This is a genomic window from Pustulibacterium marinum, from assembly GCF_900116665.1.
Taxonomy (GTDB): Bacteria; Bacteroidota; Bacteroidia; order Flavobacteriales; family Flavobacteriaceae; genus Pustulibacterium; species Pustulibacterium marinum.
Map to the genome: position 1 here is coordinate 191315 of NZ_FPBK01000006.1, position 12853 is coordinate 204167.

Genomic DNA, 12853 nt, shown 5'->3' on the forward strand with positions numbered 1-12853 from the left:
GATCAACGTATTAAATAATGAATGATGGTAGTTTGTGTATAATACTGTAAGGTCGCCTGTACCTGTTCCAAACTCAGTTGTAATTGCAGTTCTTCGATATCCAATACTTCCTGAAAATCCAGCGTATTGGTTTCGTATTGCTTTAACAAAATGTTCGTTGCCTGTGCTGCTTGTTCCAAGTTCTTGGTTTGATTGTCGAAGGCAATACGTGCGGCTGTCCTCTCAGCCACCGCAGTTTCCAACATGCTTTGTAGTTTCAACAAGCGTTCCTGTTTAGCGACTTGCAATTGCTGTTGCGCCAATTCGTTTTGACGCGTTTTTGATTTGAAACTCTTGTTGAAAATCGGAATGGAAACTGACACCATCGGCATAAAGATGTCTTTTCCGTTATCGCTGACTTGCATATCGCTACGTTCGCCCACATTGATGTAATCAACGCCTACGCCAATCATGGGACTTTTGCCTTTTTGGTTTACTACTTCCGATTGGGTCACCGATTCGTACAACCTATCATACTTCACCAATTCCGGATGCAAGACAAGGCTGTCTGTTTCTATGGCTACTTCCAACTCCTTTGCAGGAATCACAAAATCGGTAGTCCATTGAATCTCCGGAACCTCAGCGGTATTCAATACCTCTTTGAACTGCGCTAACGTAGCTGCATACTGTTGTGCCACCACTTGTTGCTGTGCCTGTACATTATTATGCCGCATTTGTAGTTTTAAGACCGATACGGTGCTCGCTGAGTTGGTTTCTACCGCTTTGAGCGCCCATTGCTCATAGGTAGTTAATAAGTCGTTATGCTGCGCTAAAATGCGTTCTTTGGCGTGTAGCGCTGCCAGTTGGTAATAGTATTTAGTTACCGAAGCAATTACTTTGCGTTGGGCAATCACTACCGATTCATATTCCGCATCTGCCAATGATTGTTGATACGCTTCCCGTGCGGTAATGCTTCCAAACCAGGGGAACTGTTGTTGTGCCGATAGTTTGAACTGTTGCGGCCCTGTACGGGTTTCCGGTTCGCTCACAAAATACCCACCACTGAATTGTGTATTCGGGAGGGTATTCACCTCGTTTACTTTTTCCGAAGCGATGTTGTATTGCAACTGCATACCCTGTACTTGTGGATTGTTTTCCAACGCCAGACTGATAAAACTATTCAAGTCTTGCGCTTGTACACTTCCAAAAAGGAGTAGGGCTACGCTGTATAGTATGTATATTTTCTTTTTCATGATTGGGTACGTTTGAGTTGTACTTCCGCTTTCCAGCTATATAATATTGGTACGACAAACAAGGTGATCAATGCGATGAGCATTCCTCCAAAACTAGGAATCGCCATAGGGATCATGATATCGCTGCCTCGTCCGGTAGCGGTTAACACCGGTAATAAAGCCAGCAGGGTAGTAGCAGTTGTCATTAAACACGGACGAATACGCTTCTCGCCAGCGGTGACTACGGCGGCTCTAATACCTTCTTTGGTATCCGGTTGTTGTTGGGCGAACGTCTGCGTTAAATAGGTCGCCATAACTACACCGTCATCTGTGGCAATTCCGAAAAGGGCAATAAATCCAACCCAAATAGCCACACTGAGGTTTACCGTATGCATCTGGAACAAGTCGCGCAGGTTTTCTCCAAACACGCTGAAGTTTAAGAACCACGATTCCCCGTATAACCAAAGTAATAGGAGTCCGCCCGCAAAAGCCACGGCAATTCCGGTGAATACCATGAGGGAGGTAGCGATGGACTTGAACTGAAAATACAGAATCAAAAAGATGATGATCAAGGCAAGCGGTACTACTACCGACAAGGTTTTGTTGGCGCGTAACTGATTTTCATAAGTACCTGTAAACTGGTAACTGATCCCTTTCGGAACCGTGATTTCACCGCTATCGATTTTCTGTCGTAACAACGCCTGTGCACTTTCTACCACATTCACTTCCGCATAGCCGTCTAGCTTGTCAAACAATACATAGCCCACCAAGAAAGTATCTTCACTTTTGATGACTTGCGGACCTTGTTCGTATTTGATACTAGCCACATCGCTTAACGGAATGCTATTGCCATTGGCTAACGGCACATAGATTTGTTCCAAGGCTGTAGGATTGTCGCGCAATTCTCGTGGATAGCGCACGCGAATGCCATAGCGTTCCCTGCCTTCTACAGTTTCGCTGAGTTGCATACCACCCACAGCCACTTTCAATTGGTTTTGCACCGCGTCTATGGATAGTCCGTAACGGGCTAGTGCGTTTCTGTCAATATCAATCAGCAAATAGGGTTTCCCAACAATTCTATCGGCGAAAACCGCGTCTTTTTTCACGCCTTCCACTTCTTTTAAAGCCGTTTCCAGCTGTAATCCGAAGGCTTCTATTTCTTTTAGATCTTGTCCTTTTACTTTGATACCCATCGGTGCGCGCATTCCGGTTTGCAACATCACCATACGCGTTTCTATGGGTTGCAATTTAGGTGCGGACGTAATGCCTGGTAATTTAGTGACACGTACAATCTCATTCCAGATATCATCTGCGGATTGTATGGAAGGACGCCAGTTTCTAAAATATTCCCCCTCATCATCCGGTTGTAAATCAGTTGCTTTTAAGCGAAATACCTGTGCTACTGTGGCTTTTGTCTGAGCTGCTTCCTCCACATCGGTATTCGGGTTGTAGGCTAAACGGCCGTCTTTCAGTATAAACAACCCTTCTTCATTTACTTTATAGCGTTGTTGTTTGCCTGCTGCATTCAACAGGTATTCTGGTTTGTACTGAATGATGTTTTCATACATAGACAGTGGCGCTGGGTCTAAGGCAGATTCCGTTCTACCGGATTTCCCTACGACCGTTTCAATTTCAGGAATCGTGGCTACCGCCATATCCAGTTGTTGTAAGATGCGTTTGTTTTCTTCCACCCCCGCATGTGGCATGGAGGTCGGCATTAATAAAAATGAGCCTTCATTCAAACTAGGCATGAATTCTCTTCCTGTATTATTGAAGATAATCACCCCTGCAACAATCAAGCTTAGGGGCAGGCTCATAAAAAGTATTTTGTTCGCCAAAGCCCATTGCAAAATGCGGGTATAATAGTGTTTGAACAGGCTGAAAACACCTAACAACCCAAAGCAAATAACACCCACAAACATAAGGTTGGTAAATAGGTTATGTTGCAGTCCTAATGGACGCCAATAAGTTGCTAATAGGATTGTTATAGTGATTACTGAAATGATTACTTTAAGTAGGTTATTCGTCTTTTCTGTGATGATCTGTTGTTGTTTTAGCAGGGCAATAATACCAAAGCCTACTAAAAGCAACCCTAGTGGGTAGCCCCATACTATAGCTGCTATACCGACAACCATCAATCCACCATTCAAAAGCCATTTGGTTGCGGTGCGCATCGGTTTCTTTTGGAACAATATGGCTGCAAAAGGCGGAATTAAGAACAAGGCCACAATGATGGAAGCCGTTAAAGCAAACGTTTTGGTAAAGGCTAGTGGACGGAACAATTTTCCTTCGGAACCCACCATGGTAAATACCGGAATAAAGCTGATGATGGTGGTGAGTACGGCCGTAACAATAGCGCCCGATACTTCCGCTGTGGCGTTGTACACCACCTCATTTACCGTTTGGTCCTTATGATTTTCATCAAGATGGCGAATGATGTTCTCACAGAGAATCACGCCCACATCAACCATGGTACCAATGGCAATGGCGATTCCGGAAAGCGCTACGATGTTGGCATCCACTTCAAAATACTTCATGGCGATAAACACCATCAACACCGCTACCGGAAGCAAACCTGATATGAGTATGGATGCGCGTAGGTTGAACACCATCACCAAAATCACCAAAACGGTAATCAGGATTTCCATGGTAAGGGCTTCGTCTAGCGTACCTAAGGTTTCCTGAATCAGTTGGGTTCTGTCGTAAAACGGTACAATGGTGAGTTGGGACGTACGGCCATCTTCCAGTGTTTTGGAAGGCAATCCGGCACTGAGTTCCTTGATCTTTTCTTTTACATTGGTGATCACTTCCATAGGATTGGCACCATAACGGGCCACTACCACGCCGCCTACCACTTCGGCTCCTTCTTTGTCCAGAATTCCTCTACGCGCAGCCGGACCCAAATGTACCTTGGCTACGTCTTTTACGGTGATCGCTGTATAGTCCGGAGCTTTGATGACCGCGTTTTCAATATCCTGAATCGATTCTACATACCCCAATCCACGGACTAAGTATTCCGCTTTGTTAATCTCCAGGGTTTGTGCCCCAATATCTTGATTGCTTTGTTTGACTGCTTGTACCAGTTGCGCCAGGGAAATATGGTATTGCCGCATCAATTCCGGATCAACGTCTATTTGGTATTCTTGTACATAGCCTCCAATAGAAGCCACTTCAGACACTCCACTGGCAGATGACAAGGCATATTTTACGTAATAATCTTGTACGCTTCGGAGTTCGTTTAAATCCCAACCTCCCGTCACGTTTCCGTCCTTATCCCGACCCTCTAAGGTATACCAGAAGATTTGTCCCAATCCTGTAGCATCCGGGCCTAAAGCCGGTTGCACGTCATCTGGTAATAGTCCCGCCGGTAAAGCGTTTAGTTTTTCTAAGATTCTACTGCGCGACCAATAAAAGTCGATTTCCTCTTCAAAAATGATATAAATGGTAGAGAAGCCGAACATAGAAGAGCTACGCACGGTTTTCACTCCCGGAATCCCTAACAGGGTTGACGTAAGCGGGTAGGTGATTTGGTCTTCGATATCTTGAGGCGAACGTCCTGTCCATGGTGTATAGACTATTTGTTGGTTTTCGCCAATATCCGGAATGGCATCTACTGCTACCGGACTGGTAGGGAGTACGTTTGTTTTCCATCCGAATGGCGCAAATGCTATTCCTGCTCCTATGAAAAGGAGTACTAGCAGTACTGCAACCAGTTTGTTTTCTATAAGAAATTTGATGCTTTTGTTAAGCATAGTATATCCTTGATTTTATATGAAACACAATTGATGATGGCACCTACTATTGTTTACAGTGGTGCTTACTCGTGTGTTTTTATCAAATCAAATATACCTGGTGCAATTTGTGTATGGGTTTGACGACCTTGTGTGGGCTGTAGCCAATAAAAGGTACTACATTTTCCTTGAGACCTTCAAAAAGATTAAGGTAGGTGTATAATACATAGGCGGTAAGTACTGCCTGTTGAGTAGTTGTAAGCTCTATAGAACTGTCTTTCAGTTCTTTTTGCCCTTTTACTACATGTTGCTCATCGTGGCAACAGTGTTGGGTTACTTTTTCGCACCCTTTAGGAGTTTCCGTTGCTTCCAACATTTCCATACCACAACTTTTGGCTGCGGTAAATACGCTGCGATCCATAGGGCGTCCCATGCAATAGTGGGTATTTACGGTAAAGGAAACCGTAGACGCCAGCACTAAAATAGCGAGGATCAATGCTGTGATATGTTTGGCAATGGTTTTCATTGAGTTACAAATATATGGAATTTAGTTGATAGTATTTTAGATTATTAGACTATTAGATTGTTAGTTTTGTTTTATTTCTAGCGTCAGGCTGAGTCGAACCTAAGCCTTTTATATAGCTAAAGATTGTTTATCTCGACTATCATTTCTCCTTACGGGTATGTTCATTTTGTCTTGATACAAAACGAACCAAAAAATCAAGGCTTACGAACAGATTTCTAAATTTATTGTTCGGAACCTACACCTTATGAACTCGCCATTAAGGTAATTATCTGTGCATGAAAATCTATTTTCACCTGTGCTTGAGCTTGTATATTATCAGCTTTCTGGCTCAAACAGCATAAGCTGCTTAACGGTTCTTTCACTGCAAATTTTACGAAATCTCTTCGTAGGCCAATAAAAACTTCACTCGGATGTTTTTGATAATGTTTGAACTGACTTTGAATGTAAGACTTAGGACATTTTTAGCTTTCAGCTGTTAGCTATTAGCCTTTTTATTATTTTGAATGTTGAATTATACATGTTGAATGGTTTTTTCTAGTACTTAGACCGTTCGTATTTTAGATTTTTAGTTTTGTTGGTGAGATGCTGCCTCCACGCCAGCCGGCCTCTTCGCTAAAACAGTTCACTGAACTGTTTCTTTACGCTTGATCCTGATACAATTTCAATCCTTTGACAGTATTGAAACCACTCGGGATGGCGGTTTTGGATGATGGAGTGTTGGGCTTTGTGATATCGATGGTGAGATCCTGAAACAAGTTCAGGATGACGTGGGTGGATGTTTTTGATAATGTTTGAACTGACTTTGAATGTAAGACTTAGGACGTTTTTAGCTTTCAGCTGTTAGCTGTTAGCTATTAGCTTTTTTATTATTTTGAATGTTGAATTATAAATGTTGAATGGTTTTTTCTAGTACTTAGACCTTTAGTATTTTAGATTTTTAGTTTTGTTGGTGAGATGCTGCCTCCACGCCAGCCGGCCTCTTCGCTAAAACAGTTCACTGAACTGTTTCTTTACGCTTGATCCTGATACAATTTCAATCCTTTGACAGTATTGAAAATACTCGGGATGGCGGTTTTGGATGATGGAGTGTTGGGCTTTGTTATATCAATGATGAGATCCTGAAACAAGTTCAGGATGACGTAGGTGGATGTTTTTGATAATGCTTGAACTGTTAATAGATGTAGGATTTGGAATATATGAAAGTCACGAGCGAGACGCTCGCGCTAGCGGGGGAAAGATAATTTATTGTGATTTGTAGCTTTGAGTTGTATTAACGCAAAAAAACAGTAACTGCAGTTTACTGTTTTCTCGCTGTTGGATGTGGGGTGTGGTTATTCGATGATGGCCACATATTCATACACGTTACCCGGGAAACTGGTGAGTTTTACCACAATTCTAGTTCCTGGTAGGGAGGCGTTTTCGGTAGTGGTGGTGTAGTTCCACCATAGCAAGTTATCTTGTTGTATGGCGTTGCCTTCTTCCAGTAGTACCCCTTCGGCATCGTACATACTTACTACAGCGTTGGTAACTTCTATCACATCTTTGATCTTTAGCTTGATGATGTCACCAATGGCTCCGGTATAGCCGCTGAGCTCAAATTCACATGTAGGTGCTGTGAGGTAGTCTTTGAATGCCACGTTGTACGCACTTTGATTTCCTGTTGCTTTTGCCTGATAAATGGCCTTTAGCTCTGGATTTGCAATTACAGATTTTGCATAAATGCTTGCTTCGCCAAATAGTTCGCGTTGCTCTATCTGTGCTGTTGTGGGAGCTTTGGTTGTTTTCTTTGGTGCTTTGGACATAATGGTAAGCACCCCTCTTTGTCTGAAGACTAATTTTTTGCCAAACTTTCCGCTGGCACCTTCTACGATAATGTTGTCTTTGTTAATTGCCATGATTACATGATTTTTAAAGTGTTAATAATTATTTTTCTATTCGACATGGCTAAGTTGCGAAGTGTCATCGAGGTTTGCAACTGATGGCGAACGATAGTACACCAAGTGTACACGAACTGTACACAACATTTTTTAAATATTTGTATACATCGCTAATTTTCAGTATTTTAACTCAATTCAAGATGTCGCGATTTTGATTTTTGTTGTGTTGACCTTGTGTCATCCTTGTGTGATTGTTGTGTCATCCTTGTGTTATCCTTCGGTTGTCGTTCGGTGGTTGTTCGGTTGGGTATTCTTTTATTTATACTAACCGTTATGTAAAAACACGTAGAAATACGTATTGATTGGTGTTTTTATGAGGTGTAATTTGCTCATCAATATGCAGTTGGTGTTTTTCTCCCTTATGATTGCTTTGCTAATGCCCCTTTTTCCCCAATGTCCCCAAATGGAAGGTTCCTGCTATATTCCATCGGTTTTACCTATTGGTGATAGCAGTATGATTTTTAGAATTTTAATATCAACCTAATCAAAAACATTCATTGTTATGAAAAAGAACAAACAAGAGCTTATGAGCTATCTGGACCCTTCATTGGTGGTTCAGGTATTGGAACAAACGTCGTACTTATTGCAACTGGTGGAACACTTGCATTTGGAAGGGCGGTTTTTATCTACCAAAGAGGTGGCGGACCGACACCATGTATGCAAGCGAACGGTTTTGCGCATGGTGCGTAGAGGACATTTGGTGGCGGTAAAGCAGCATAATCGGTTTTATTATGAGGTGGAGGCTACGGATCGGTTTTTTCGGAATTATTGGGGGTTGGAGGTTTGCTGATTAGGCTTCGATTACTCCGTAAGGTATCTTCGAATAAAATATATTTTACTCTCGATAATGCTCAGCCTGACATAGGATATAGGACTTAAGACTTTTTTAGCTTTTGGCTGTTAGCTTATAGCTATTAGCTTTTTTATGATGAGATCCTGTCCTTCGGTATATTTTTAATCCTTTGACCGTATTGAAAACACTTGGGATGACGGTTTTTTTCAGTAGTTCAGATAGCTAGTATATTAGATTGTTAGTTTTGTTTTATTTCTAGTGTCAGGAGCGGAGTCGAAGCCCTTATAGTTGTCTTAGCTATAACAGTAAGCGTTTCGATTACTCCGTAAGGTATCTTCGATTAAAATATATTTTACTCTTGATAATGCTCAGCCTGACATAGGATGTAGGACATAGGACGTTTAGCTTTCAGCTGTTAGCTGTCAGCTATTAGCTTTTTTATGATGAGATCCTGTCCCTCGATACATTTTCAATCCTTTGAAAGTATTGAAAATACTTGGGATGACGGTTTAGGATGATGGGGGTGGTTGTTTTTGATAATGCTTGAACTGTTAATAGATGTAGGATTTGGGATATTTTATATGATGAGCTAGATCATGCTTTCTTTTTTTCATTGCCAAAAAAAGAAACAAAAAAGTCTAGGCTTACGAACTGATTTCTAAATTTATTGTTCGGAACCTACACCTTATGAACTCGCCATTAAGGTAATTATCTGTCCATGAAAATCTGTTTTACCTGTGTTTGAGCTTGTATATTATCAGATTCTGGCTCAAACAGCATAAGCTGCTTTTCCCCTCGCGCCAGCTGGCTCTATCGCTAAATACATCCACTGGATGTATTTTTAACGCTTTGCCCTACTGCAAATTTTACGAAATCTCTTCGTAGGCCGATCAAAGCTTCACTCGGGTGTGTTGCTTTTTGGAAGTGGTAAAGAGTGAGATGGTTGTGCTAGCAGTGGGCTTGTGAGGCTTCGACTCCGCTCAGCCTGACATAGGATGTAAGACTTAGGACTTTTTTAGCTTTCAGCTGTTAGCTTATAGCTATTAGCTTTTTGTGGTGAGATCCTGAAACGAGTTCAGGATGACGATTCTGGATGATGGGGGAGAGAGTTATGAGCGAGATGCTAGCATTAGCGGTGATGTTTATAAATGATTTTAATTAAATAAGTATAGTATTGTATGAAACCAGATGTGTTGATTTCGAAGATTTCTAGTGTGTATCGCAAGCGTAATAAGTATGGGGTGGTTACTGAAAAGTCTGCTTTGGTGCTGGGTGGTGAGGATTGTGTGTTGCGGGGGTTACAGCGGAAGTATCCGGATTATGAATTTGTATTGTTTAACGATGTGGAGATTTCTGCTGCGGTTTTGGGGTATAAGGATTGTGGCGGCTTTTTGCATTATGCGGTGTACCAGGTGTATGTATCGGACGACCAACCGGTGCCGTTGCAACGCATTACCCTGCCTAATGGTCAAAAGCGTGTGATACCGTATGATATGTTGGAGTATCCGCATGCGAGAGATACCATTAGTTTTACGATTCTTACGGATGTGATTCGTGGGGTGTTTAACCATATGTTTAAGGGTAGATTGGCCGACCGCCCACAGGTGTTGGTTACTATTGGGTATACCAAGTTGATCTACTCTCATGGCACGTATACGCTGCTAGAGCACTACCCGAAGCCAAAAATATACACTTTGCATGGGCTTAAACTCAACAAACCGCAAAAGGTTGCTTTGCAGCAGGAACTGCATGGGTTGCATGATGGATGTTCTTAGGTTAGATGGTTAGATGGTTAGATTATTAGGGTGTTAGATTATTAGGGTGTTAGATTATTAGATTTTAGCATTTTAGTTGGTTTGGTTTTTTGATTTGATAGTTGTGGGGTAGTGGTGCTTTTTGGTATATGCTATGGGGTGTTTTTGCTATTATGGTTTTTAGCAATCTGTTTTGTGTAAAAAAGTTGTATCTTTATGGTGATATAAACAAGTTGTGCGTCAGCTAAAAAAAACACCGAATGACAGAAGAGGAACAACAGAAAGCCGAAAAAATGGCAAGCCGAATGCTGAACCAAGTGGGTATTAGCAAACTAGCCAAATTAGGGATTTACAAGAAATTAATTTTATCGCTGTCTATAGATGACTTCAATGCATTGGAGACTAATAAGATTTATTTCAACCCAATATTTTCACCTGCTTCCCAAAACAAACTAAGTTTTGATTTAGAAAATGGTTCAAACATTATAACTATAGATTTAAATACGGTTAAATTATTTTCATCTGAAGAGGGAACTGCAATTGTTCTTCACGAAATAGGCCATGCCCTCAATCCAGATAAAAAGAATATTGAAGGAGAATATGCAGCTGATAATTATGCATGTGAAAGAGGCTTTTCACAATACATTATTAGTTCTTTAGAAAAAGGAAAATTGATTCGACCAGCTGAATTTTCAACGACAAGCACGGAATTAAGGCTAGAAAGGATTAAAAACGATAACTAAAAGTGGAAACTAAGGATTACTTCATAATTGGATTAGGCATTTTAGGATGGATTTGGGGTATTATCCAATTCCGATTGAATCGCAAATACCAAAAAAAAGATAAAGCAATTGAAAAAAGATTTGAGGTTTACTCAAATTTCATGAATCAAATGGATGAAATGAGCATTAGTATGCGCAAAAACCCTAATGCAACTTATGGAATTTCAACTAAATTTATGGCCGAAATGCTAACAGGTGACGAAGAAAGAATAAATAATGCCTTATTAAAATTCAATGAAAATCTTTTAGAAACAACAAGAGACTCGCTGCAACCGATGATGATTGTCAACTACGAATTAAACAAACTAAAACTTGTGGCAAGTGAAAAGCTATTACCTAAAATCACTGAATACAAAACGTTAGTTAATGACTACACTAACGAATTTCAATCAGTTATAAATAATCTTTCTACAAAAAATGACTTGGAATACAATGCAAAGCAATTACAAAGCATTGGACATGAAGAAAGAGGAAAAAGAATGGGAGAACTATGGTTGGAAATTGAAAGTCTTATGAGAGATGAAATCGATTATTATAAAAAATAAGAGTTTGGAATATGCCGCTAACAAAAGAAGATAGAATAAATACAGTCATGGGTGGTGGACATGTAGTAATACTTGGTGCAGGTGCGAGCATTGCCTCGACATTTAGAAACCCTGAGATGAATGGCAAGCAATTGCCTTCAATGGATAACTTCATAGAAATTGTAGGACTTCAGGACATTGTGAGTACAATCCCTGAAAAATTACAAGCGGAAAATTTTGAACAACTGTATAGCAATTTACATGAAGATAACCCAGAATCAGATGAAATAAGAGAAATTGAATCCCGTGTCCAAGAGTATTTCGGAGATATGAAACTACCAGAAGCACCAACGATTTATGACCACTTAGTCTTATCGTTACGACCACGAGATTTAATCGCAACATTCAATTGGGATCCTTTTCTTTATCAAGCGTTTTGCAGAAACAGTGAATTCACAAAGGATTTACCATTGATGTCTTTTCTTCATGGAAATGTATCTATAGGCTACAGTTCAGAAGATAAAAGATGTGGACCAGCAGGAATGTATATGAGAAGAGATGGAGGATATTTTGAGCCGACCAAACTGCTTTACCCTGTAAAACAAAAGAACTACAATGACGATGAATTCATTTCGATGGAATGGGATCGACTCAAGTATTGGTTAAAGGATGATTCAACAAAACTGGTAACTGTATTTGGCTATGGAGCCCCCGGTACAGATGTCGAAGCTGTTACACTTCTCGATGAAGCATATGGAGGAAAGGATGCCAGGAATATGGAGCAATTTGAAATCGTTGACATTCAAGACGAAGATACGGTTGTAAAAAGATGGGATAAGTTTATTCATTCTCACCATTACGATTATGCGACTGATTACTTCAGTTCTTCATTAGCACTAAATCCAAGACGGACGAGTGAAAGCTATTTTCAACATATTTTACCAATGACACCTGACGAAGCTTTCAGCGAATCAAACCCAATACCATCTGACATTTCAACATTGGAAGAGCTTTGGGACTGGCATAAACCGCTAATAGAAGCTGAGAAAATTTGGAAAGAAAAAAATGAAAAATAAAAGCCGAACGCACAATCGAGTAGACGGCCGTGAACGATAAGTCCACGGTGCGCCTCTCACACCACCGTACGTACGGGTCGCGTATACGGCGGTTCGAAAATGATACTAACCCTTATAGTATGTTAGCATACTTAGATAGCCTCTTTTCTGTAGTTTGGATTGCGTTATTGTGGTTCGTAGAATAGGACTTTGAGCTACTGCCCAACCTCCCATATTGGTTCGACTCCATGCATAGGCTTGTCCTTGGGGTATGCCCAAACGAATTAGGTTTTTCCGTTTGCGTTCGGGTTTCTTCCAATCATGCCAAATGCAGTACCGTATTCGGTTTCGCAGCCATTCGTCCAGCTTTTTAAGTTTACCTTGTATGGATGCTGGTTTAAAATAATTAACCCAGCCACGTATAAGTAGATTTAACCGCCCTATACGCTCATCAAAGCTCATTGGTAGCGTTTTCTTGGTCAGATATTTCAGCGAACGCTTCAAACTTTGCCATTTACTCTTGGCTACCACCGCTTGATA

10 protein-coding genes are annotated in these 12853 nt (G+C 40.9%); 5 read left to right on the plus strand and 5 right to left on the minus strand.

The window, feature by feature from the left end; genetic code table 11:
* Positions 1-2: 2 nt before the first annotated feature.
* The 4 genes from BM383_RS10330 to BM383_RS10345 form a co-directional block, all read right to left on the minus strand.
* The gene (locus tag BM383_RS10330; protein WP_093025054.1) at positions 3-1232 is read right to left on the minus strand and encodes a TolC family protein; all 1230 of its coding nucleotides are present in this window, start codon (positions 1230-1232) and stop codon (positions 3-5) included.
* Complete coding sequence (locus BM383_RS10335) at positions 1229-4963, minus strand: efflux RND transporter permease subunit (protein ID WP_093025055.1); 3735 nt, start codon at positions 4961-4963, stop codon at positions 1229-1231. Before BM383_RS10335 ends, BM383_RS10330 begins: the two co-directional genes overlap by 4 nt.
* An 82-nt stretch (positions 4964-5045) precedes the next feature.
* Entirely contained in the window at positions 5046-5468 is a 423-nt protein-coding gene (locus BM383_RS10340; RefSeq protein ID WP_093025056.1) for an HYC_CC_PP family protein, read from the minus strand.
* Positions 5469-6799: 1331 nt separating this feature from the next.
* Complete coding sequence (locus BM383_RS10345; protein ID WP_093025057.1) at positions 6800-7363, minus strand: hypothetical protein; 564 nt, start codon at positions 7361-7363, stop codon at positions 6800-6802.
* A 544-nt stretch (positions 7364-7907) separates the two neighbouring features.
* Between BM383_RS10345 and BM383_RS18720 the strand changes: the two genes are divergently transcribed.
* From BM383_RS18720 to BM383_RS10365, 5 genes are all read left to right on the plus strand, one after another.
* Complete coding sequence (locus tag BM383_RS18720; RefSeq protein ID WP_143106400.1) at positions 7908-8195, plus strand: helix-turn-helix domain-containing protein; 288 nt, start codon at positions 7908-7910, stop codon at positions 8193-8195.
* A gap of 1268 nt (positions 8196-9463) precedes the next feature.
* Positions 9464-9973, plus strand: a complete 510-nt coding sequence (locus tag BM383_RS10350) for a hypothetical protein (RefSeq protein WP_143106401.1) — start codon at positions 9464-9466, stop codon at positions 9971-9973.
* Positions 9974-10212: 239 nt separating this feature from the next.
* Positions 10213-10695 carry a M48 family metalloprotease gene (locus tag BM383_RS10355; protein ID WP_093025059.1) on the plus strand — a complete coding sequence of 161 codons (483 nt, stop codon included), beginning with the start codon at positions 10213-10215 and terminating at the stop codon, positions 10693-10695.
* A gap of 2 nt (positions 10696-10697) precedes the next feature.
* Positions 10698-11279 carry a hypothetical protein gene (locus BM383_RS10360; RefSeq protein WP_093025060.1) on the plus strand — a complete coding sequence of 194 codons (582 nt, stop codon included), beginning with the start codon at positions 10698-10700 and terminating at the stop codon, positions 11277-11279.
* 11 nt (positions 11280-11290) lie between these two features.
* On the plus strand, positions 11291-12334 hold the full coding sequence (locus BM383_RS10365; protein ID WP_093025061.1) for a hypothetical protein: 1044 nt from the start codon (positions 11291-11293) through the stop codon (positions 12332-12334).
* A gap of 105 nt (positions 12335-12439) precedes the next feature.
* Here the strand turns inward: BM383_RS10365 and BM383_RS10370 are convergent.
* Positions 12440-12853, minus strand: a 414-nt coding sequence (locus BM383_RS10370; RefSeq protein WP_317040075.1) for a group II intron maturase-specific domain-containing protein, incomplete at its 5' end; no start/stop codon positions are given.